The sequence below is a fragment of the Pseudomonas wuhanensis genome (assembly GCF_030687395.1).
Lineage (GTDB): Bacteria > Pseudomonadota > Gammaproteobacteria > Pseudomonadales > Pseudomonadaceae > Aquipseudomonas > Aquipseudomonas wuhanensis.
The window spans coordinates 182,555-202,451 of the sequence record NZ_CP117430.1 but is presented as its reverse complement, the minus strand read 5'-3'; the positions used below and the strand labels follow the sequence as shown (position 1 = coordinate 202,451).

At 59.4% G+C, this 19,897-nt stretch carries 20 protein-coding genes and 1 pseudogene; 13 read left to right on the top strand and 8 right to left on the bottom strand.

Going from position 1 to position 19,897, the window contains the following annotated elements; all coding sequences use genetic code 11:
- The first annotated feature begins 201 nt into the window (after positions 1 to 201).
- From PSH88_RS00895 to PSH88_RS00870, 6 genes are all read left to right on the top strand, one after another.
- Positions 202 to 1,065 carry a YicC/YloC family endoribonuclease gene (locus PSH88_RS00895; RefSeq protein WP_030132448.1) on the top strand — a complete coding sequence of 288 codons (864 nt, stop codon included), beginning with the start codon at positions 202 to 204 and terminating at the stop codon, positions 1,063 to 1,065.
- Between the two features lie 12 nt (positions 1,066 to 1,077).
- Positions 1,078 to 1,698, top strand: coding sequence for a guanylate kinase (gene gmk, locus PSH88_RS00890; RefSeq protein WP_090177994.1), 621 nt, complete (start codon positions 1,078 to 1,080; stop codon positions 1,696 to 1,698).
- Between the two features lie 167 nt (positions 1,699 to 1,865).
- Positions 1,866 to 2,129, top strand: coding sequence for a DNA-directed RNA polymerase subunit omega (gene rpoZ / locus PSH88_RS00885; RefSeq protein ID WP_003177259.1), 264 nt, complete (start codon positions 1,866 to 1,868; stop codon positions 2,127 to 2,129).
- A 57-nt stretch (positions 2,130 to 2,186) separates the two neighbouring features.
- The gene (gene spoT / locus PSH88_RS00880) at positions 2,187 to 4,292 is read left to right on the top strand and encodes a bifunctional GTP diphosphokinase/guanosine-3',5'-bis pyrophosphate 3'-pyrophosphohydrolase (protein WP_007894658.1); all 2,106 of its coding nucleotides are present in this window, start codon (positions 2,187 to 2,189) and stop codon (positions 4,290 to 4,292) included.
- 24 nt (positions 4,293 to 4,316) lie between these two features.
- Positions 4,317 to 4,697 carry a RidA family protein gene (locus tag PSH88_RS00875; protein ID WP_003177257.1) on the top strand — a complete coding sequence of 127 codons (381 nt, stop codon included), beginning with the start codon at positions 4,317 to 4,319 and terminating at the stop codon, positions 4,695 to 4,697.
- A gap of 55 nt (positions 4,698 to 4,752) precedes the next feature.
- The gene (locus PSH88_RS00870) at positions 4,753 to 5,493 is read left to right on the top strand and encodes a hypothetical protein (protein ID WP_305424519.1); all 741 of its coding nucleotides are present in this window, start codon (positions 4,753 to 4,755) and stop codon (positions 5,491 to 5,493) included.
- Between the two features lie 77 nt (positions 5,494 to 5,570).
- Here PSH88_RS00870 and PSH88_RS00865 read toward each other — a convergent pair whose 3' ends face one another.
- Entirely contained in the window at positions 5,571 to 6,428 is an 858-nt protein-coding gene (locus PSH88_RS00865; protein ID WP_305424518.1) for an SDR family oxidoreductase, read from the bottom strand.
- Between the two features lie 189 nt (positions 6,429 to 6,617).
- Between PSH88_RS00865 and exbB the strand changes: the two genes are divergently transcribed.
- The 6 genes from exbB (at position 6,618) to PSH88_RS00835 (ending at position 13,431) form a co-directional block, all read left to right on the top strand.
- Positions 6,618 to 7,574, top strand: coding sequence for a tonB-system energizer ExbB (gene exbB / locus PSH88_RS00860; protein ID WP_305483450.1), 957 nt, complete (start codon positions 6,618 to 6,620; stop codon positions 7,572 to 7,574).
- 6 nt (positions 7,575 to 7,580) lie between these two features.
- Positions 7,581 to 8,009 (top strand): TonB system transport protein ExbD, encoded by a 429-nt coding sequence (gene exbD, locus PSH88_RS00855; protein ID WP_305424517.1) that lies wholly within the window; start codon positions 7,581 to 7,583, stop codon positions 8,007 to 8,009.
- The gene (locus tag PSH88_RS00850; RefSeq protein ID WP_008007617.1) at positions 8,006 to 8,752 is read left to right on the top strand and encodes an energy transducer TonB family protein; all 747 of its coding nucleotides are present in this window, start codon (positions 8,006 to 8,008) and stop codon (positions 8,750 to 8,752) included. The genes exbD and PSH88_RS00850 overlap by 4 nt, the downstream gene beginning before the upstream one ends.
- A 185-nt stretch (positions 8,753 to 8,937) precedes the next feature.
- Positions 8,938 to 9,867, top strand: coding sequence for a hydrogen peroxide-inducible genes activator (locus tag PSH88_RS00845; protein ID WP_008007618.1), 930 nt, complete (start codon positions 8,938 to 8,940; stop codon positions 9,865 to 9,867).
- 9 nt (positions 9,868 to 9,876) lie between these two features.
- Complete coding sequence (recG, locus tag PSH88_RS00840; RefSeq protein ID WP_305424516.1) at positions 9,877 to 11,952, top strand: ATP-dependent DNA helicase RecG; 2,076 nt, start codon at positions 9,877 to 9,879, stop codon at positions 11,950 to 11,952.
- 78 nt (positions 11,953 to 12,030) lie between these two features.
- Complete coding sequence (locus PSH88_RS00835) at positions 12,031 to 13,431, top strand: aminoacyl-tRNA deacylase and HDOD domain-containing protein (protein WP_305424515.1); 1,401 nt, start codon at positions 12,031 to 12,033, stop codon at positions 13,429 to 13,431.
- Positions 13,432 to 13,684: 253 nt separating this feature from the next.
- Here PSH88_RS00835 and PSH88_RS00830 read toward each other — a convergent pair whose 3' ends face one another.
- Positions 13,685 to 14,074: a helicase gene (locus PSH88_RS00830; protein WP_305424514.1), complete on the bottom strand. Its 390-nt coding sequence runs from the start codon at positions 14,072 to 14,074 to the stop codon at positions 13,685 to 13,687.
- Between the two features lie 535 nt (positions 14,075 to 14,609).
- Here PSH88_RS00830 and PSH88_RS00825 point away from each other — a divergent pair.
- Complete coding sequence (locus PSH88_RS00825; RefSeq protein ID WP_305424512.1) at positions 14,610 to 14,990, top strand: DUF6124 family protein; 381 nt, start codon at positions 14,610 to 14,612, stop codon at positions 14,988 to 14,990.
- A gap of 55 nt (positions 14,991 to 15,045) precedes the next feature.
- Here the strand turns inward: PSH88_RS00825 and PSH88_RS00820 are convergent, their stop codons facing one another.
- From PSH88_RS00820 to tnpB, 6 genes and pseudogenes are all read right to left on the bottom strand, one after another.
- Positions 15,046 to 15,450 carry a hypothetical protein gene (locus PSH88_RS00820; protein ID WP_018927471.1) on the bottom strand — a complete coding sequence of 135 codons (405 nt, stop codon included), beginning with the start codon at positions 15,448 to 15,450 and terminating at the stop codon, positions 15,046 to 15,048.
- A gap of 81 nt (positions 15,451 to 15,531) precedes the next feature.
- Positions 15,532 to 16,527, bottom strand: a complete 996-nt coding sequence (locus tag PSH88_RS00815; protein WP_305424511.1) for a hypothetical protein — start codon at positions 16,525 to 16,527, stop codon at positions 15,532 to 15,534.
- Between the two features lie 99 nt (positions 16,528 to 16,626).
- Positions 16,627 to 17,472 (bottom strand): tetratricopeptide repeat protein, encoded by an 846-nt coding sequence (locus PSH88_RS00810; RefSeq protein ID WP_305424510.1) that lies wholly within the window; start codon positions 17,470 to 17,472, stop codon positions 16,627 to 16,629.
- On the bottom strand, positions 17,459 to 17,734 hold the full coding sequence (locus PSH88_RS00805; RefSeq protein WP_305424509.1) for a hypothetical protein: 276 nt from the start codon (positions 17,732 to 17,734) through the stop codon (positions 17,459 to 17,461). The genes PSH88_RS00810 and PSH88_RS00805 overlap by 14 nt, the downstream gene beginning before the upstream one ends.
- 49 nt (positions 17,735 to 17,783) lie before the next feature.
- Positions 17,784 to 19,323 (bottom strand): annotated as a pseudogene (tnpC, locus tag PSH88_RS00800) (IS66 family transposase).
- 18 nt (positions 19,324 to 19,341) lie between these two features.
- Positions 19,342 to 19,701, bottom strand: coding sequence for an IS66 family insertion sequence element accessory protein TnpB (gene tnpB / locus PSH88_RS00795; protein WP_049285761.1), 360 nt, complete (start codon positions 19,699 to 19,701; stop codon positions 19,342 to 19,344).
- Between the last annotated feature and the right edge of the window lie 196 nt (positions 19,702 to 19,897).

Sequence of the window (19,897 nt, the reverse complement as noted above, 5' to 3'; positions counted from 1 at the left end):
TTCTAAAAAAATCGCCCGACGATTGAAGCCCCTGAATAGAGCTTAGCCGACGGCCTGCAGCTCTTTGTCACAGCGTGTGTTTGGGCGCATCCGCCCCACTGCGCTACAATCCTGCGCCTTTGCTGCCTGTCGGCTTTAATTCACAGATAGCGGGTCCGCGAACCATGGGTTACGCGCCGACCTGCATTGCGAGGTACCTCCATGGTGCACAGCATGACCGCCTTCGCCCGCGTCGAAAAAGCCGGCGTCCAGGGCACCCTGAGCTGGGAACTGCGCTCGGTCAACAGCCGCTACCTGGAACCCCACCTGCGTCTGCCGGAATCTTTCCGCGACCTCGAAGGCGCGGTCCGCGAAGCCCTGCGCCAGGAACTGTCCCGGGGCAAGCTCGAATGCACCCTGCGCTTTACCGAAGAAAGCACCGGCAAACCGCTGCAAGTGGACCGCGAGCGCGCCGCGCAACTGGTCGCGGCCGCCGAGACGGTCGCCGGCCTGATCAAGAACCCGGCCGCGCTGAACCCGCTGGAGGTCCTGGCCTGGCCCGGCGTGTTGGTGGCCGATGCCGCCGACCCGCAAGCGCTGAATGCCGAAGCCCTGGCGCTGTTCCATCAGGGCCTGAAAGAACTCAAGGCCGGGCGTGAGCGCGAAGGCACTGAGCTGGCGCGATTGATCAACGAGCGCCTGACCTCTATTGAAGGAGATGTGGTGATCCTGCGCGAACTGGTCCCGCAGATGCTCGCCACCCAACGCCAAAAAGTCCTCGACCGCTTCACCGACATGAAGGCCGACCTCGACCCGCAGCGACTGGAGCAGGAAATGGTCATGCTCGCGCAAAAGAGCGACGTCGCCGAAGAACTGGATCGCCTGAGCACTCACATCATCGAAGTTCGCCGGGTACTCAAATCCGGCGGCGCTGCCGGTCGGCGCCTGGACTTCCTGATGCAGGAACTCAACCGCGAAGCCAACACACTGGGCTCCAAAGCCTTCGACCCGCGCAGCACTCAAGCGGCGGTCAACCTCAAAGTGTTGATCGAGCAGATGCGCGAACAAGTGCAGAATATTGAGTAAGGCAAACCCGACATGACCCACAGCACCGGCACCCTGTACATCATTTCCGCACCTTCGGGCGCGGGCAAGAGCAGCCTGGTCAAGGCCCTGACCGATACCAACCCGGAGATTCGCGTATCGATTTCCCACACCACCCGCGCCATGCGTCCGGGTGAAGTGGACGGCGTGAACTATCACTTCGTGACCCGCGAAGCCTTCGTGAAAATGGGCGAGCACGGCGATTTCCTGGAGCGAGCCGAAGTATTCGGCAACTTCTACGGCACCTCGCAAAGCCATCTGCAGCAGACGCTGGACGAAGGTCACGACCTGATTCTGGAAATCGATTGGCAAGGCGCCGAGCAAGTGCGCAAGCTCATGCCCCAGGCGCGTTCGATCTTCATTCTGCCGCCATCGCTGCAAGCCTTGCACCAGCGCCTGACCAACCGTGGCCAGGACAGCGACGAGATCATTGCCGGCCGGATGCGTGAAGCCGTCAACGAAATGAGCCACTATGTCGAGTACGACTACCTGATCATCAATGACGATTTCTCCCACGCGCTGGATGACCTGAAGGCGATTTTCCGTGCCAATCAATTGCAACAGAAGCGCCAACAGGTGCGTTTCGGCATGTTGCTGGCTGAATTGCTCGGCTAAACAGCGCTTCCCAAAACCGCTGCAAGGGCTTTACATTGGCACTTATAGCGCATTGAAGAGCCTGGTCAAAAAATCAGCGCTTCCCTAATCGCTGGTGATTTTTTAAACTGTTGAGTCCGCTCGCCCAACCGGGCAGCGCGCATATTGCATTCGCTCCGAGGAATACCATGGCCCGCGTAACCGTTGAAGACTGCCTAGAACACGTGGAAAACCGCTTTGAGCTGGTCATGCTCTCTACCAAGCGTGCCCGTCAACTGGCCACCGGCGGCAAAGAGCCCCTGGTTCAGTGGGAAAACGACAAGCCTACTGTTGTAGCGCTGCGTGAAATCGCTGAAGGCCTGATGAGCTACGAGTTCATCGCCAACGCTGAAATCGTCGAAGACGAACCGCTGTTCGCAGCGTTCGAGGACGAGTCCAACGAGGCAGTATAAGTCCATGCCTGGTCGACGTAGCACGGCGCGGGGTCACAACGAACGGCAGGAATTATCATGCCGAGCATAGACGCCCTCGCCGATCGCTTATCGACCTACCTCGGCAAGGACCAGGTCAATCTGGTCCGCCGAGCGTACTTCTACGCCGAACAAGCCCACGACGGCCAACGCCGCCGCAGCGGTGAGGCGTACGTCACGCACCCACTCGCGGTTGCAAATATTCTTGCCGACATGCATATGGACCATCAGAGCCTGATGGCGGCCATGCTGCATGACGTGATCGAAGACACCGGTATTGCCAAGGAAGCGCTGCAAGCGCAGTTCGGCGAAACCGTGGCCGAACTGGTCGACGGGGTCAGCAAACTGACCCAGATGAACTTCGAGACCAAAGCCGAAGCCCAGGCCGAAAACTTCCAGAAAATGGCCATGGCCATGGCCCGCGATATTCGCGTGATCCTGGTCAAGCTGGCCGACCGCCTGCATAACATGCGCACCCTGGAAGTGCTATCCGGCGAAAAGCGCCGGCGGATCGCCAAGGAAACCCTGGAAATCTATGCGCCCATCGCCAACCGGCTGGGCATGCACGCCATCCGCATAGAATTCGAAGACCTCGGCTTCAAGGCCATGCACCCGATGCGTTCCGCGCGGATCAACCAGGCGGTCAAACGCGCCCGGGGCAACCGCAAGGAAATCGTCAACAAGATCGAAGAGTCCCTCAGCCACTGCCTCGCCATCGATGGCATCCAGGGCGAGGTCAGCGGTCGTCAGAAACACCTCTACGGCATCTACAAAAAAATGCGCGGCAAGCGTCGAGCCTTCAACGAGATCATGGACGTGTACGCGTTCCGGATCATCGTCGACAAGGTCGATACCTGCTACCGCGTGCTGGGTGCTGTACACAATTTGTACAAACCGTTGCCGGGGCGTTTCAAGGACTACATCGCGATCCCCAAGGCCAACGGCTACCAGTCGCTGCACACCACGCTGTTCGGCATGCACGGTGTACCGATCGAGATTCAGATCCGCACCCGTGAAATGGAAGAGATGGCCAACAACGGCATCGCCGCCCATTGGCTGTACAAATCCAGCGGCGACGAGCAGCCCAAAGGCACTCACGCCCGCGCCCGCCAGTGGGTCAAAGGCGTGCTGGAGATGCAGCAACGGGCCGGCAACTCGCTGGAATTCATCGAGAGCGTGAAGATCGACCTGTTCCCGGACGAGGTCTACGTGTTCACACCCAAAGGCCGGATCATGGAGCTGCCCAAAGGCTCCACGGCGGTCGACTTCGCTTACGCGGTACACACCGACGTGGGCAACAGCTGCATTGCCTGCCGGATCAACCGTCGTCTCGCGCCGCTGTCCGAACCGCTGCAAAGCGGCTCCACGGTCGAGATCGTCAGCGCTCCGGGCGCGCGGCCGAACCCGGCCTGGCTCAACTTCGTGGTCACCGGCAAGGCGCGGACCCACATCCGCCATGCATTGAAACTGCAACGCCGCTCCGAATCCATCAGCCTCGGCGAACGCCTGCTGAACAAGGTGCTCAACGGCTTCGACAGCTCGCTGGAAAAAATCCCGGCCGAGCGCGTGCAGTTGATGCTCCACGAGTACCGCCTCGAATTGATCGAAGACCTGCTCGAAGACATCGGCCTGGGCAATCGCATGGCTTACGTGGTCGCCCGCCGCTTGCTCGGCGAAGGCGAACAGCTGCCGAGCCCGGAAGGCCCGCTGGCGATTCGTGGCACCGAAGGCCTGGTGCTCAGTTACGCCAAGTGCTGCACACCGATCCCGGGCGACCCGATTGTCGGTCACCTCTCCGCGGGCAAAGGCATGGTGGTGCACCTGGACAACTGCCGCAACATCAGCGAAATCCGCCACAACCCGGAAAAATGCATCCAGCTCTCGTGGGCCAAGGATGTCACCGGTGAATTCAATGTCGAGCTGCGCGTCGAACTGGAACACCAGCGCGGCCTGATCGCCCTGCTGGCCAGCAGTGTCAACGCGGCCGACGGCAATATCGAAAAAATCAGCATGGACGAACGCGACGGTCGTATCAGCGTGGTCCAACTGGTGGTCAGTGTGCACGACCGTGTGCATCTGGCCCGCGTGATCAAGAAACTGCGCGCCTTGACCGGGGTGATCCGCATCACCCGCATGCGCGCGTAGCCCACCCTTCACAAGGAGTCATACATGACCAAGACCGTTATCAACAGCGACAAGGCCCCGGCCGCCATCGGTACTTACTCCCAGGCGATCAAGGCTGGCAACACCGTTTACATGTCGGGTCAGATTCCTCTGGACCCAAAAACCATGGAACTGGTTGAAGGCTTCGAAGCCCAGACCGTCCAGGTGTTCGAGAACCTCAAAGCCGTGGCTGAAGCGGCCGGTGGTTCGTTCAAGGACATCGTCAAACTGAACATCTTCCTCACCGACCTGAGCCACTTCGCCAAGGTCAACGAGATCATGGGCAAATACTTCGACCAACCTTACCCAGCCCGCGCCGCCATCGGCGTAGCAGCCCTGCCAAAGGGTTCGCAGGTTGAAATGGATGCCATTCTGGTCATCGAGTAATACGTCCGGCGCGGCCCCAGAGGTTGCGCCGATTTCGTTCTGAAAGGATTCCACCATGCGCAAAGCGCTAGCTCTCTCGCTGGTCGCCCTTCTCTTGGGCGGTTGTGCCAGCAACCCTGCCGACCGTGACATCAGCGGCACCTGGATCAATCAGGCGGCGATCGATGCGGCATCCGAAGGCGGTTCCCTGCGTGAAGCGCTCCAGGCCTATGGCCCGAACCTGGAATGGGACGTCAACACCAGAGCCGGTCAGGCCCGCTATACCAATGGTTTTGAAAATGTCGAAGGCAAGCTGCTGGGCGAAGAGTCCGGCGCCTGGAAAGTCGACTTTTATGGCAGCTCCGCCAGCGAGCTGAAGCGTGATGGCAAGCAACTGCACCAAGTCGCCAGCGAAAACGAACCAGAACAGCTTTTCGACCGCGCCCAGATCCCGGTCCCGGACGGGGCACCGATCGGTGCCAGCTTTGAGCGTGCGCTGTACTCGGCTTACATGGGCGGCAGCTGGAAAATCATCAACGGCCCAGGCGAAGGTGGCACTGTGCAGTTTCAGGCCGACGGCCAAGTGTCCGGCCTGCCCGGCGCCGACCGTTACGCCCTGTGCCTGACCGGCGATTGCGCATCGATGAGCATCGGCAACGACAACATCTGGCTGCAACTCAATGGCCAGGGCAATACCTGGATCTTCGCCCGCAAAGGCAAGGAACTGGAGCTCTTTCAGGCCGTGAACACCGCCCTGGCGGACGAGATGCCGCAGTTTGCCCCCGGCGAGCGCAAATGGTTGCTCAAGAAGCAGTAACCCGACCCTAAGGCCAACGCAAAACCCATGTGGGAGCGAGCAGGCTCCCACATTAGTTGTTTAGGGGTAACTGGAAGTCAGCAGCGACCTTCAAGAATCGCGGCATAGCCCTCGCGGAAACTCGAATACTTCGGCATCCAGCCCAACGCCTTCGCCCGAGCATTGCTGCAACGCTTGCTGCCGGCACGACGCACACTGGCGTCATCGGCCCATTCGGTCACGCCCAGGAACTCACGCAACCAGCCCACCACCTCCGCCATTGGCGCGGGCGCATCATCGACGCCTATATAGGCATCATCCAGCGCCACTCCACGCCGATCCGCCTCAAGCAGAAACGCCAACAACCCCGCCGCGTCATCGACGTGAATGCGATTGGCGTACAACGGGGGATCGATCGCCACGCGATAACCGCGACGAACCTGAGTCAGCAGCCACTCTCGACCCGGACCATAAATGCCGGTCAGACGCACGATGCTGGCCGGGATTCCACTATCGCGCGCTACTTGCTCGGCTTCCAGCATCAAACGCCCTGAGTAACCGCCCGCCACCGTCGGCGAGGTTTCATCGACCCACTCACCGTCCTGCTGGCCGTAAACACTGCTACTGGAGACAAACAGAATGCGCTTTGGCTGCTGGCCATGCTGTTTCAGCCACCCCAACACATGCTGCAAACCCTCGACATAAGCCGCACGGTAGCCCGCCTCGTCGTGGTCGGTGGCAGCGGCGCTGTACACCAGATAATCCAGTGTCGCGGTCGGCCAGTCAGCCGGGCATTGCGCACTGAACAAGTCACCTGCAACGCCCAGCACACCCGTAGGCAAGCGCGACACATTGCGGCGCAGACCATAAACCTGCCAGTGCCCGGCCAGCAATTGCGTGGCCAGACGACTGCCGACATCACCGCAGCCGGCGATCAAAACAGAAGGCGCGGACATCAGAAAACTCCCTCAAGAAAGGTACAGACTAGCGCCCGAAATGGATGAGCAGCTAGCAATGAAGGAAAAAAAGATACTCTATTACTTTTGTTAACAAGAATTACTTGCAATAATGCAGGCCACTTTTGTTCTCGGCCTCACGAGGCCTGGAAGAACACTTACAGTCTTTTCCTCTCAGGTCCGGCCAGCATGACACCCAATCAATTCCCCGCTTCGCCAACCAAACGACCTCGCGCCTGGAGCGCAGTGGCCGCCCTGCTGCTCAGCCTGATGCTGGCGCCGACCGCCGCATTCGCTGATGCACAAGCGCCGGCCACACAGCCTGCTGCCGCTCAAACACCCGCCGCACCAGCCGTAGCGCCTGCCGCGACCGATCCAGTCCAGGCCGTAGACGCCGCTGATGTACCGGAAGTCCTCGAAGCCGACAACTCGCTGGGCATGGCCCATGATCTATCGCCGTGGGGCATGTACCAGAACGCCGACATCATCGTGAAGATCGTGATGATCGGCCTGGCCATAGCCTCGATCATCACCTGGACCATCTGGATCGCCAAGGGCTTCGAGCTGATGGGCGCCAAGCGTCGCCTGCGCACTGAAATCGCTCACCTGAAAAAAGCCGCCACCCTTAAAGAAGCCAGCGCGACAGCGGCCAAGGAAGGCACCCTTGCCAACCTGCTGGTCCACGACGCGCTGGAAGAAATGCGCCTGTCGGCCAACAGCCGCGAGAAAGAAGGCATCAAGGAACGTGTGAGCTTCCGCCTGGAGCGCCTGGTCGCTGCATGCGGTCGCAACATGAGCAGCGGCACCGGCGTACTCGCCACCATCGGTTCCACCGCGCCGTTCGTCGGTCTGTTCGGCACCGTGTGGGGCATCATGAACAGCTTCATCGGCATCGCCAAAACCCAGACCACCAACCTCGCCGTGGTAGCGCCCGGCATCGCCGAAGCCCTGCTGGCAACCGCGCTGGGCCTGGTTGCAGCGATTCCTGCGGTGGTCATCTACAACGTCTTCGCCCGCTCCATCGCCGGTTACAAGGCGCAAGTGTCCGACGCCTCGGCAGAAGTCCTGCTGCTGGTCAGCCGCGATCTCGACCACCTGCCGGCCGAGCGTAGTAGCTCGCAACCGCACATGGTGAAAGTGGGGTAATCGGCCATGGGCCTGCATTTGAAAGAAGGCGCAGACGACGATCTGGCCGAGAACCACGAAATCAACGTCACGCCGTTCATCGACGTGATGCTGGTGCTGTTGATCATCTTCATGGTGGCGGCACCGCTGGCCACCGTGGACATCAAGGTCGACCTGCCTGCTTCCACCGCCAAACCGGCGCCGCGGCCAGAGAAACCGGTGTTCCTCAGCGTGAAAGCTGACCAGCGCCTGTTCCTCGGCGAAGACGAAGTGAAGGCCGAGACCCTTGGCGCCACACTCGACGCCAAGACGAAGGGCAAGAAAGACACGACGATCTTCTTCCAGGCCGATAAAGGCGTGGACTACGGCGACCTGATGGGCGTGATGGACGCCCTGCGCGCCGCCGGTTACCTGAAGGTCGGCCTGGTCGGACTCGAGACGGCAGCCAAGAAATGATCAACACGCGCCAAAAGCTGACGCGTTACAGCGGGAGCCTGGCCGTGGTGCTGGGCGTCCATGCGCTGGCCATTGCGCTGGCGCTGAACTGGACGTCGCGCCCGCCGATCGAGCTGCCGCCGCAAGCGATGATGGTCGAACTGGCGCCGGTTCCGGCCCCGCCACCGCCCGCACCGCCGAAGGTGATCACCCCGCCACAGCCACCGGCCCCGGTGGAAGAACTGCCGCTGCCGAAACTCGCTGAAGCGCCGAAGGCCGAGATTGCCGTGCCCAAGCCGGTCAAACCCAAGCCGAAGCCTCAACCGCCCAAGCCTGTGGAGAAAAAGCCGGAGCCGCCGAAGGAAAAACCTTCCGAGGAAAAACCGAGCGACGCGCAACCGACTCAGGCACCGACGGAGAAATCCGCTCAACCAGCACCCGGCCCATCGCCCGCGCAACAAGCGGCCAAGGCCAGCTGGCAAGGCACACTGCTCGCGCACCTGGCCAAGTACAAAAAGTACCCGGCCAGCGCACAGCAACGCGGCAAGGAAGGTTTGAACCGTCTGCGCTTTGTGGTGGATGCCGAAGGTAACGTGTTGTCGTTCGAACTGGTGGGCCGCTCCGGCAATGCCGATCTGGACCGGGCCACCCTGGAAATGATCCGCCGCGCCCAACCGCTGCCCAAGCCACCGGCCGACATGCTGAACAACGGCTCCATCGAAATCGTAGCACCGTTTGTTTACTCGCTGGAACGCCGCCGTTAAAGGCACCGCTCCCACAGGTTCTTCGGCGACTGCAAAACCTATGAAAGGCACCGAAAGGTGCCTTTTTGCATATCTGGAAACGGCAAACCTGCATTGCCCAGTGTCACTCGACACACTCAGTCTGATAACGTGCGTCTATCGATTGCAGCCGGTATGCTTGGCCCGCAACTTCATGGACGCTTGCTATGACTCTCACAGAATTACGCTACATCGTTACCCTCGCCCAAGAGCAGCACTTCGGCCACGCGGCCGAGCGTTGCCACGTCAGCCAGCCGACCCTGTCGGTAGGCGTGAAAAAGCTTGAAGACGAACTCGGTGTGCTGATTTTCGAGCGCAGCAAGAGCGCCGTGCGCCTGACCCCGGTCGGTGAAGGCATTGTCGCCCAGGCACAGAAAGTCCTGGAACAGGCCCAAGGCATCCGCGAACTGGCCCAGGCCGGCAAGAACCAGCTGACCGCCCCGCTCAAAGTCGGCGCGATCTACACCGTCGGCCCGTACCTGTTCCCGCACCTGATTCCACAACTGCACCGGGTCGCCCCGCAGATGCCGTTGTACATCGAAGAAAACTTCACCCACGTGCTGCGCGACAAACTGCGCAACGGCGAGCTCGACGCAATCATCATCGCCCTGCCGTTCAACGAAGCCGACGTGCTGACCTTGCAGCTCTACGACGAGCCGTTCTACGTCCTGATGCCGGCTCAGCATCCGTGGACGCAAAAAGAATCCATCGACGCCGCCCTGCTCAACGACAAGAGCCTGCTGCTGCTCGGCGAAGGCCACTGCTTCCGCGATCAAGTGCTGGAAGCCTGCCCGACCCTGGCCAAAGGCAACGACGGCGCCAAACACACCACGGTGGAATCCAGCTCGCTGGAAACCATTCGCCACATGGTCGCGTCCGGCCTGGGTATTTCGATCCTGCCGCTGTCGGCGGTGGACAGCCATCACTACGCTCCCGGCGTGATTGAAGTGCGCCCACTGAGCGCGCCCGTGCCGTTCCGCACCGTGGCCATCGCCTGGCGCGCGAGTTTCCCGCGGCCGAAGGCGATTGAAATTCTCGCCGACTCCATTCGCCTGTGCTCGGTGGCCAAGCCGCCAGCGCCGGTGGTGGCCGGTTAAGTCGCTGCCATGACCGAGTTGTCGCAAGTGTCGGTGACGGCACTCAAGGGTGTCGGCGAAGCCATGGCCGAGAAGCTGGCCAAGGTCGGCCTGGAAAATCTCCAGGACGTGCTGTTCCACTTGCCGCTGCGTTATCAGGACCGCACTCGCGTGGTCCCGATCGGCCATTTGCGACCCGGGCAAGACGCCGTGATCGAAGGCACCGTCAGCGGTGCCGACGTGGTCATGGGCCGGCGCCGCAGCCTGGTTGTCCGTTTGCAGGACGGCACCGGCGGGCTCAGTCTGCGCTTCTACCATTTCAGCAACGCCCAGAAAGAAGGCCTCAAGCGTGGCACGCGCATTCGCTGCTACGGCGAAGCGCGGCCCGGTGCGTCGGGGCTGGAGATCTACCACCCGGAATACCGCGCCATAACCGGCGATGAGCCGCCGCCGGTGGATGAAACCCTGACCCCGGTCTACCCGCTCACCGAAGGCCTGACCCAGCAGCGTTTGCGCCAACTGTGCATGCAAACCCTGACCCTGCTCGGGCCCAGCAGCCTGCCCGACTGGCTGCCGACCGAACTGGCCCGGGACTATCAACTGGCACCGCTGGCCGATGCGATCCGTTACCTGCATCACCCGCCCGCCGATGCCGACGTCGACGAGCTCGCCCTCGGTCATCACTGGGCCCAGCACCGCTTGGCCTTTGAAGAGCTGCTGACCCATCAACTGTCCCAGCAGCGCCTGCGCGAGAGCATGCGTGCCCTGCGCGCGCCGGCCATGCCCAAAGCCACCAAGCTGCCCACTCAGTATTTGGCCAACCTCGGTTTCACCCCGACCGGCGCCCAGCAACGGGTCGGCAATGAAATCGCTTACGACCTCAGTCAGCATGAGCCCATGTTGCGGCTGATTCAGGGCGACGTGGGCGCGGGCAAAACCGTGGTCGCTGCCCTCGCCGCGCTGCAAGCGCTGGAGGCCGGTTACCAAGTCGCACTGATGGCGCCCACTGAAATCCTCGCCGAGCAGCACTTCATCACGTTCAAGCGCTGGCTCGAACCGCTAGGCATTGAAGTGGCGTGGCTGGCCGGCAAGCTCAAGGGTAAAAATCGCATAGCCGCGCTGGAGCAAATCGCCAACGGCACGCCAATGGTGGTCGGCACCCATGCGCTGTTTCAGGAAGAGGTGCAATTCAAGAACCTGGCGCTGGCGATCATCGACGAGCAACACCGCTTCGGCGTGCAGCAGCGTCTGGCATTGCGACAGAAAGGCGTCGGCGGGCGAATGTGTCCGCACCAACTGATCATGACCGCCACGCCGATTCCACGGACGCTGGCCATGAGCGCCTACGCCGACCTCGACACCTCAATCCTCGACGAACTGCCGCCTGGCCGTACCCCGGTGAACACGGTGCTGGTCACCGACACCCGGCGCGTCGAAGTGATCGAACGGGTGCGCGGCGCCTGCGCCGAAGGCCGTCAGGCCTATTGGGTGTGCACGCTGATCGAAGAATCTGAAGAGCTGACCTGTCAGGCCGCCGAAACGACTTATGAAGACCTCACCGCCGCCCTCGGCGAGTTGAAGGTCGGGCTGATCCACGGCCGCATGAAGCCTGCCGAGAAAGCCGCAGTGATGGGCGAATTCAAGGCCGGCAACCTGCAACTGCTGGTCGCCACCACCGTGATCGAAGTCGGCGTCGACGTGCCCAACGCCAGCCTGATGATCATCGAAAACCCCGAGCGTCTCGGGCTCGCGCAACTGCACCAACTGCGAGGCCGCGTCGGCCGGGGCAGCGCCGTCAGCCATTGCGTGCTGCTTTACCATCCACCGCTGTCGCAGATCGGTCGTCAGCGGCTGGGCATCATGCGCGAAACCAACGACGGTTTTGTCATCGCCGAAAAAGACCTCGAACTGCGCGGCCCCGGCGAAATGCTCGGCACACGCCAGACCGGCCTGCTGCAATTCAAGGTCGCGGACCTGATGCGCGACGCCGATTTACTGCCTGCCGTGCGCGACGCCGCCCAGGCCTTGCTCGAGCGTTGGCCGGATCACGTCAGCCCGCTGCTCGACCGCTGGCTGCGCCATGGGCAGCAATACGGCCAAGTGTGAGCACTGTCGCAGTTTCTGGACCCTGGCCTTAAACAAGCTGGTTATACTCCCGCAATTGTTTGAAAACGGATACAGACCATGACAGAAGCTGCCCTCGCCCCCGAAACCCCGCACGCTCCGTCTGTTATTCGGCTGCTGCTCGGCAAGCTGGGCATCGCCTACCAGGAAGTCCTCGACCATCACGGCCTGAACCCCGCACGCAAAGTGCAGGCGGTTTTGCTGGATGATGCCGTCGGCGCGCTCATGGTGCTGTTTCCGCAAAGCCAACTGCTCGACCTCAATCGCCTCGCCGAACTCACCGGCCGCCGGTTGACCGCTGTATCCACCGAACGCCTGGTAAAAATGCTCGGCAAACACAGCCTGAGCCTGTTGCCCGGCCTGCCGGCGCTCACCAGCTCACCGTGCCTGTACGAAGAAAGCCTGCTGCGCGAACCGAAGTTGCTGATCAACTCGGGCGAGCCGGGCGTGCTGCTGGAAATCACCAGCGAAGATTTCAAAACCATGCTCACCAAGGCCAGCGCCGGCAATTTCGGCGAAGCCGTGAACAGCATCCGCCCGAACCTCGACCGCCCCGACGATGACCGCCAGGAAATCACCCAGGCCGTCCAGGTGTTCACCGCGCGGCGCATCCAGCAACGTCTGGAAGAGACCATCGAGATTCCGCCGCTGGCCGAAACCGCGCAGAAAATCATCAAACTGCGGGTCGACCCCAACGCCACCATCGACGACATCACCGGCGTCGTCGAAACCGACCCGGCCCTGGCCGCACAAGTCGTCAGCTGGGCAGCGTCGCCGTACTACGCCTCGCCGGGCAAGATTCGTTCAGTGGAAGACGCCATCGTCCGGGTGCTCGGTTTCGACCTGGTGATCAACCTGGCGCTGGGCCTGGCCCTGGGCAAAACCCTGAGCCTGCCCAAAGACCACCCGCAACACACCACGCCGTACTGGCAGCAATCGATCTACACCGCCGCTGTCATCGAAGGCCTGACCCGCGCCATGCCCCGCGCCCAGCGCCCGGAAGCCGGCCTGACCTACCTCGCCGGCCTGCTGCACAACTTCGGCTACCTGCTACTGGCCCACGTCTTCCCGCCGCACTTCTCGCTGATCTGCCGCCACCTGGAGGTCAACCCGCACTTGTGCCACAGCTACGTGGAACAACACCTGCTGGGCATCAGCCGCGAACAGATCGGCTCATGGCTGATGCGCTACTGGGACATGCCCGAAGAACTGGCCACCGCGTTGCGCTTCCAGCACGACCCGAGCTATGACGGTGATTACGCCGAATACCCGAACCTCGTATGTTTGGCCGTGCGTTTGCTGCGTAGTCGCGGGATTGGTTCGGGTCCGGATGAAGACATTCCGGATGCCTTGCTGGAGCGCGTTGGCCTGACTCGCGACAAAGCCAACGACGTTGTCAGCAAAGTGCTTGAGGCTGAAGTGCTGCTGCGTGAACTGGCTTCGCAATTTAGCCAGGCCTAAAAGCATCGCGGGCAAGCCTCGCTCCCACAGGATTTAGGCGATCCCTGTGGGAGCGGGCTTGCCCGCGATGAATCCACCCCGATCTATCTGAAATACACCAACCCCTATGCGAGGGAGCTTGCTCCCGCTCGACTGCGCAGCAGTCGCAACCCAGCCAACGCGGTGTGTCAGAAACAACCGAGGTCTCAGATTTCAGGGCCGCTTCGCAGCCCAGCGGGAGCAAGCCCCCTCACCACAGACTTGATCGAAAGCCTCAAACCTTAGCTGCCACCTTCGCCTTCCTAGGCTTCAAATACTTGGTCAACCCCTGAAACCAGATCACCAGCGCCGGGTTGCCCTTGATCTGAATCGACTTGTCCTGAATCCCCGTCATAAACGCCAACTGCTTGTTCTTTGCCTGCATCGTGGCAAAGCCATACGCCGCATCCTTAAACGCAATCGCAAACGCCGGCTCGGCATACACGCCTGACTTGCTGGTGATGCGCTGGTCCTTCACAAAGAAATGCCGCGCCACCTTCCCGTCCAGGGTCTGTAGCTGAAACACCAACGCCTTGTCACCCAACTGCTGCTGAAACGCAGGATTAGTCCGACTGGCCTTACCCATCAACAAACCCAGCATCCACAGAAGAAAACGAAATTTCATGCGCACAGCCTCAAAAGAAAAATGAACGGCCGGCGCAGTGTAGCCGCTTCAAGCCAGAACGCCACTGTCGGGTTACGTTAGAAGAAGATGAACAGCTTTTCCCGCATGATGACCACCAAGTCACGCTTTGCACTTCATTCTAAGGGACCCGACCTACACCTAAAGAAACACATTCCTGTAGGAGCTGCCGAAGGCTGCGATCTTTTGATCTTAATGCCCTCAAACCACTCGGACATTTCCTTCAAAACGCCGGGCTGTTCATGAACTAGGCGACTTTGGCCATCACCGATAACCTCTGTTCGTCACCGCAAAATCGGTGACTCGGACGTGCAAGTCCGATTCAGGTGCACAATCGTTGGTGGCAATTCATCGAGCGTTTTCCTATGCTCGCGGATCGTTATGGCGGCTGTGCGTCGGAGACCTTCGGGTCTGCCGGGCACCTGGACCGGTCTTGCACACCAACGCACAGCTGCCACCCCTTTCGAAGTGCAAAGAGAAACGGTGTCAGCCTCTTAACTCCAGGAAGTTAACATCTATGATCAAGCCAACACCGAATCCCCCAGAAAACCCAGCCACATCCCCCTACGAATCCTTCGATTCCAGAAAACTCCACGAAGCCGCCGAACGCGCCCTCGACCACCATTTCGCCCCGCCACCCAACGAAAAACCCAAGCGCAAAGGCAAACTCTTCACCGTCTCCCCCGACATCGACACCGAAGCCCTCCTGGCCAACGCCTCCGAAGACCTGAAGTCCATCAGCGCCATCGCCGCCGACCTGGCCGATGACATCGAAGGCACCCGCCGCTCAGTCGCCCTGGCGCTCAGCAGAATGGCGGATGGGGTGCAGTTGTTGGTGGAGCGAGCGCTGGATCATATCGATTCGCCGAATCCGGCGGAGCATCGGGCTAAGGCATAAAGGGACCACAGAAAGAGAAAGGGGACGTTGAGTCCCCTTTCTCGATAATCTCGACTCACCACTGACAGCCTGTCTCTGGTGACGCCTCCATGCTGATATCTTGATCGAACGAATATTTCTTACCGGATTTGTAATTCGTATAGGTCATCCCATAGATCCGAGCACCCTGACGGACCATCTCATACTCACCCGTCAGCGCCCCCTCGGAAACTTCCACCCAAGTTGTCGTGAATTGATAGGGCCGATCCTCTGCCAGGATTTCTTGCTCGGTGCTTCGATGGACTAGAGAAATGGCCTTCTTCGACTTGCTATACCTAACCCCAGTGCCGCTCCATTGGGTAACCGAGTCGTAATAGGTTCTGAATTCGAAATTGATGTTTTTACCTTCCAGCGAACGGAAACACGAGACCTGTGTTGTGATCTCACTACGGGCCGTCAGCGGCAATACCAACAACAGCATTAAAAATAACTTCTTCACAGATCCCTCTGATCTCATTTTTTTGAAAACGATGTCGTGCTCTCAGTAGAGCTTACCGCATGCCTAAAGTGAAAAATCCGAGACTTTTGCAAGCCGCCAACATTGCCCACGAACAAACTGATACTCGAAGACATAATCGGTATCCGGCTTCTGCAGGATCGCCGTGGCGTTGTTGCCCCGCTCGTCCTTGACGGTCAACGTAAGACCATCGGCCTCTCGTTTCACACGATCCGGGATGATTGGAAACTTGATCTGATCGCCGCTGACACTGCGCTTTTCCATCTCAGGCTCGGGATCTCCCGCCACAGTCGTGACAAGTTGCAGCGGCTGTTGAACGAACGTTTTTTGCACGTCTGCGCGCTCGGAAAAAGCTGCGAGGAACGCTGAAAACTCGTTCGAGGGACAAGCAATATCGGCCGCGTTACCACCGATTTTGCGCGGCTCCTGGCTGATGCCATGTTCCAGTTTTGAATCCGCAATAATCTTTGCATCCAAGTCTGCCAGACGCTTTTTAATACTCGCCGCATCCTTGTAAGCACACTCAAGATCTGCCCCCCCTTCCAGGTCTCGCCCGTCGCGACAGTCCTGCAATTCGGGATCTGGCGGATCACCGCGAAAAAATCGCAAAGACAACTGATCCCCGCCCTTAATCAGTGGTAACTCCAGCGTCGAATAGGAGTAGCCCTCGAAGCGGGCCGACTCCTTGTTTTTCGTGAGCACATACAGGGACTTCCCCGCTCGCTCAGGAAATTTACGCTCGAAGAAGAACACCGACACTATCTGTTCGCCAATGACCGGCGCCACATAAGTGAGTTCTGGTTTCGTAGCACTCATCGTTGCGTAGAAAACTTCACCATTGGGAACGTACGCGCCTGTCGTCTGACCTTTGAGCGTGTTCTTCAAGAAAAATACCGTGATTTTCTGCTCACCCACCGAAGCCACCACCGGTGGATGCATTTGATCGATGGTTTGTAGGTCATTGGCTGACACCGGTTGTGATGCAAAACCGATGATTGATACAAGTACGCACACACAACTAAAAAACCTGGCCACTTCCATTCACTTCCCTGTTGATCCACGACATTGAACAAATCATCAAAGCCATATACCGGTGATCTTTTTACGATGAATCAGACTCGACGTTTCTCTCCGTCCTGTTCAATTTTTCATTCCTTGATTTACGGATCGCTCAGCTACGCGTTGCGGAATCTTCTGCGCCTTACCGGCGGCAGTCATCGCTTCGCCGTACTCGCGGTAATACCACTGCGCTTCGTCTTTCCTGTTCAGTCGCCACAACGAATCAGCCATGTTCAACATCAACACCGTGCGCTTGCCGACCGCCTCAACGCCGCGATAAAACCTCAGCGCAAGCTCATCGTTACCGCCCTCGGCGAGGTAAAAACCAAGGTCGTTGAACGCCTGAAGATATTGCGCCGGGGGATGACACGCCATGTAGGACTCCGGACTCAAAAAGCTCAGGCTCCATACGATGGATTCCGCGCGGGACTGCGCCGGCTCGATGTCCACGACATGCCTCAACAAGTCCTTTGGGGGCTTCGTCTCCAGGACGGGATTGAACACTTCACCGTCGTTGGAAACCCACTGATTGCCCACCCATTTACCGACACAAAAGCTGGCAGAACGCTCAGCCAGCACGCAACCGCTCTCCATCGAGATCACATCGCAATGCTGTTGCGACACCAGTTTTTCTTCACCACTCTCGACCGACAACATGCCGAAGCTCACCGGGTCGAGCAACAAGGTTTTCTTGTCAGGACTGAGCCAACCGGAGTGCCCATCAGCACCAACGTCGATGCTGAAGAGCGGGAACGTTTTACCACTTGCGGTGAACCAAGCAGTCGCCGACTCCACACCGGGCATCGTCCATTCTGTCGCCCGAAACGTCACTGCGTGCCCGCCGACACCGACTATTGGCAGGTCTTGGGCAAAGGCTCTGGCGGCAAACAGGCTGCCGAACATCAACACCCACTTAAGGCTGGCCATAAACGATCCTTTTCACTGCAGGGCTTTCCGATTGCAGTTGTCTCTTCGTGACGCCATAAGCCTCGATCAGCCCCTCCCAAGAACCTTTCGAACCAAACGACCGATAGCTATTGCTGTAGCTGTAATGCTCTAACCGGCCGGCCGTGGAGTAATACCCGCGCCATTCAGGGCAGGATCCGCACCCGCCATAACCGCCAATTGAAACCAGGCTGCCCTTGGTTCCTTTCACGCAATCCATCGCCACGACCACATTACTCAACATCTTCGTATGCGATCCATGAACCCCACCTACCTAAGGATGGGTTAGCGATTTACCGTGGCATTTCCGGGGAGCAGTTCCATGGCAGCAAAGCTTCGTAGTCCTCTATCGATGAAGCGTGCGGTAACCGCTCCAGTACGTGGCGCAGCCACGTATAGGGCTCTTGGCCGTTGACCTTGGCGGTCTCGACCAGGCTATAGATCTGCGCGCTGGCGGTCGCGCCGTTGGTGGTATCGCTGAACAACCAGGCCTTGCGCCCGATGACAAACGGCTTGATCGCTCTTTCAGCGGCGTTATTGTCGATGGGTAAATAACCGGCTTCGATATAGCGCTCCAGCCGGCTCCAGTTGTTCGCCAGATAATGCACAGCCTTGCCCAGTGCACTTTGCGGCGTCACTTGGGATTGGGTTTTATCCAGCCAGCTTTTCAGTTGAGTCAGGATAGGCAGGCTCTTTTCCTGGCGTCCGATAAACCGCAGCTCATCGTTGGCGTCCTTCAACTCACGTTCTATGCCGTACAGCTTGTTGATCATCGTCAGCGCGATATCCGCACGCCCAGTCTTGCCCTTGGGCTGCACTTTTTGCGCTTCAACGAACTTGCGTCGCGCATGGGCCATGCAGGCCAGCCGTTCGACCCCCGGTTGCAACGCCAAGGCGTTATAGCCCGCGTAATCATCGGTCATAACATAGCCGCGATAACTTTCCAGCAGACGCAACGGAACCTCCTGCGCACGGCTGGACGTGTAGTCGAACAATACGACTTTGCGATCTGGCGGGCCGCTGGCTTGTACCCACATCCAGGATTGGCTGGTCGGTCTCGATCTGGCTCTTTCAATACTTGAACACGGGTTTCATCGCAGTGGATCACCGGGCTTTCCAGTAATCGGTCGCGCATCAGGTTCAGCAGTGGCTGAAAGTGTTCGCTGCACTGGATCACCCAGCGAGCCAGTGTTTGCCTTGGTATATCGATGCCGTGTCGACTTAACACCGTCTCGAAACGATGCAGCGGCAAGCCATCGACATACTTGGTGGTCAGCAACATTGCCAGCACGCTTGGGCTGGCCATGCTCTTTTCGATCAGTTGAGCCGGTTTGTCGGCGGTGACCGGTGCCGTTTCGCAGTCACGGCAACCATAAACCTTGCGGATATGTTTGATGACACGGATCTGCATCGGCACGATATCCAGCTGTTCGCTGATTTCTTCGCTGATCACATGCTTGCGGCAACCGCAGGCACAGGTCAGTTCGTGCTCGGGCAGTTCGTGGATCACCTCGACACGCGGCAACTCAGCCGACAATGGCTTGCGTTTACCACGGCGCGACACCGGGGCAACGACTTCTTCTTCGACATCGCCGATCAACGGCATCGGCTCGCTCTCGGGCTCATTGAACAGTGCAAGTTGCGGCGTATTGGGCTCCGCTGTCTGCTCGGACTTACGCCCGAACAAGCGGTCGCGCAACAGCTTGATCTGTTCTTTCAGGTCAACGATGTGAGTCTGGTAAGACTGGACCACTTCTCCCTGGCGATTGAGTGCATCAAGCAGCATCTGAGCAAAACGGGGTCATCAGGAAGGTCGTCGGGCAGAGAAATCATGGCCCGGATTATACCGGGTCAGGCTACGTAGCGTGGGGTCAAAACCTGGTGAGGACGGTTGCGCCACAGGTCAAAACCGTCAAGCAGCCAGTTCAGTTCCTGGACGGTCAGAACGATCACTTCATCGCTGAGATCAGGCGATGTTTTGAATCGTTCGGACTCCAAGCGCTTAAGCCAAAGGCAGAAGCCGTTGCGCTCCCAGTACAAAATCTTCACGCGGTTACGGGGCTTGTTGAGAAAGACGAAGAGCACGGGATCGAACACCGCCACTTTTATATCCAGCTCGACCAGCGCAGCGAGGCCATCAATGGACTTTCTGAAGTCCACGGGCTTGGGGTAGAGATAGACTTTTTCGACTTTGGCGTCGGGTCGCATCATGGCGAGCTGGCTCCTGAGGGAATCGGGAGCACAGCATCCGTGATCGGCTATGCACTTTGAATGTGGGGTTCATGGAGCGGTTACACATCTTCGTCTTCGCACCGTCGGACGTGAGCTGTGAAACTTTGTCGATGTTGCGCCGAAACACATTGCCGCCGATGTTGATTGTCTGGTCGGAGCAGACCGGGATTACGTG

What these genes read in the sequence shown, in the direction of transcription:
- exbD (WP_305424517.1), top strand. Translation starts at nt 7,581, where the DNA reads ATGGGCCTGCATTTGAAAGAAGGCGCAGACGACGATCTGGCCGAGAAC.
- tnpB (WP_049285761.1), bottom strand. Translation starts at nt 19,701, where the DNA reads ATGATGCGACCCGACGCCAAAGTCGAAAAAGTCTATCTCTACCCCAAG.
- gmk (WP_090177994.1), top strand. Translation starts at nt 1,078, where the DNA reads ATGACCCACAGCACCGGCACCCTGTACATCATTTCCGCACCTTCGGGC.
- recG (WP_305424516.1), top strand. Translation starts at nt 9,877, where the DNA reads ATGACCGAGTTGTCGCAAGTGTCGGTGACGGCACTCAAGGGTGTCGGC.
- PSH88_RS00895 (WP_030132448.1), top strand. Translation starts at nt 202, where the DNA reads ATGGTGCACAGCATGACCGCCTTCGCCCGCGTCGAAAAAGCCGGCGTC.
- PSH88_RS00845 (WP_008007618.1), top strand. Translation starts at nt 8,938, where the DNA reads ATGACTCTCACAGAATTACGCTACATCGTTACCCTCGCCCAAGAGCAG.
- PSH88_RS00850 (WP_008007617.1), top strand. Translation starts at nt 8,006, where the DNA reads ATGATCAACACGCGCCAAAAGCTGACGCGTTACAGCGGGAGCCTGGCC.
- PSH88_RS00870 (WP_305424519.1), top strand. Translation starts at nt 4,753, where the DNA reads ATGCGCAAAGCGCTAGCTCTCTCGCTGGTCGCCCTTCTCTTGGGCGGT.
- PSH88_RS00865 (WP_305424518.1), bottom strand. Translation starts at nt 6,428, where the DNA reads ATGTCCGCGCCTTCTGTTTTGATCGCCGGCTGCGGTGATGTCGGCAGT.
- PSH88_RS00810 (WP_305424510.1), bottom strand. Translation starts at nt 17,472, where the DNA reads ATGGCCAGCCTTAAGTGGGTGTTGATGTTCGGCAGCCTGTTTGCCGCC.
- PSH88_RS00805 (WP_305424509.1), bottom strand. Translation starts at nt 17,734, where the DNA reads ATGTTGAGTAATGTGGTCGTGGCGATGGATTGCGTGAAAGGAACCAAG.
- PSH88_RS00820 (WP_018927471.1), bottom strand. Translation starts at nt 15,450, where the DNA reads ATGCTGTTGTTGGTATTGCCGCTGACGGCCCGTAGTGAGATCACAACA.
- PSH88_RS00875 (WP_003177257.1), top strand. Translation starts at nt 4,317, where the DNA reads ATGACCAAGACCGTTATCAACAGCGACAAGGCCCCGGCCGCCATCGGT.
- PSH88_RS00825 (WP_305424512.1), top strand. Translation starts at nt 14,610, where the DNA reads ATGATCAAGCCAACACCGAATCCCCCAGAAAACCCAGCCACATCCCCC.
- PSH88_RS00815 (WP_305424511.1), bottom strand. Translation starts at nt 16,527, where the DNA reads ATGGAAGTGGCCAGGTTTTTTAGTTGTGTGTGCGTACTTGTATCAATC.
- rpoZ (WP_003177259.1), top strand. Translation starts at nt 1,866, where the DNA reads ATGGCCCGCGTAACCGTTGAAGACTGCCTAGAACACGTGGAAAACCGC.
- exbB (WP_305483450.1), top strand. Translation starts at nt 6,618, where the DNA reads ATGACACCCAATCAATTCCCCGCTTCGCCAACCAAACGACCTCGCGCC.
- spoT (WP_007894658.1), top strand. Translation starts at nt 2,187, where the DNA reads ATGCCGAGCATAGACGCCCTCGCCGATCGCTTATCGACCTACCTCGGC.
- PSH88_RS00830 (WP_305424514.1), bottom strand. Translation starts at nt 14,074, where the DNA reads ATGAAATTTCGTTTTCTTCTGTGGATGCTGGGTTTGTTGATGGGTAAG.
- PSH88_RS00835 (WP_305424515.1), top strand. Translation starts at nt 12,031, where the DNA reads ATGACAGAAGCTGCCCTCGCCCCCGAAACCCCGCACGCTCCGTCTGTT.